The sequence below is a fragment of the Nitrosomonas sp. Is37 genome, assembly GCF_033063275.1.
Classification (GTDB): domain Bacteria; phylum Pseudomonadota; class Gammaproteobacteria; order Burkholderiales; family Nitrosomonadaceae; genus Nitrosomonas.
In genome coordinates this window covers 1-660 of sequence record NZ_JAWJYP010000078.1, presented here as the reverse complement: position 1 = coordinate 660, position 660 = coordinate 1, and the positions used below count along the sequence as shown (strand labels likewise).

Below are 660 nucleotides of genomic sequence, written 5' to 3'. Positions count from 1 at the left end.
ACCGCTTCCTTCCTCGCCGCCGTCCATATCAGATGCATCGCTCTTTGGGCAAATATCTTGTGACTACACTACCTAATGATCCACGGAGCAAGAGCAGTCATCCGCATTGCCGAAAAAAAGGCCGAGCCTGAAAGCTGGCTGTGCAAGCTGATAGCGCGGCGCAATAAGAACGTTGCTGCTGTTGCCCTAGCAAACAAGAATGCCCGCATCATCTGGGCATTGCTTACCCAAAAAGCTACATTTCACCCTGATCACACTATGGCAGCAACTGCTGCAGCTCACTGATCGCGACGGTTGAATCGAGGCGTATTGGTATGCTGCATTAAAAACGAGTTTAAGGAGAAAGATTACCACCGATTACACAGGCAATCATGACATGATGAGCTATAGTCAAAATGAGCTATAGTCAAATCTGGTGTATAGAGAGTTAAGTGGCTGCCTGTTTTTGATCTCCTGATTGTTTAATACCGCTAACAAATTTGACGTCGGTGATGACATCAGCTAACAGCTTATAACCTCGTAATCGAAACGAAACCATTTTTTCTGTGCTGTTTCCATGAGTTTGAACGCCATGGTCAACGTAGTTGTTCTGCTACCACAATTCCTGGTTTTGTCTGTTCTCAATCTGACAGTAGCAAAGACGGATTCAACTGGATTGGT

The 660-nt window shown here is 45.6% G+C and carries 1 pseudogene; it reads left to right on the top strand.

Going from position 1 to position 660, the window contains the following annotated elements:
* Positions 1-63 precede the first annotated feature (63 nt).
* Positions 64-285 (top strand): annotated as a pseudogene (locus R2Q26_RS15335) (IS110 family transposase); the annotation flags it as partial.
* Positions 286-660: the final 375 nt, after the last annotated feature.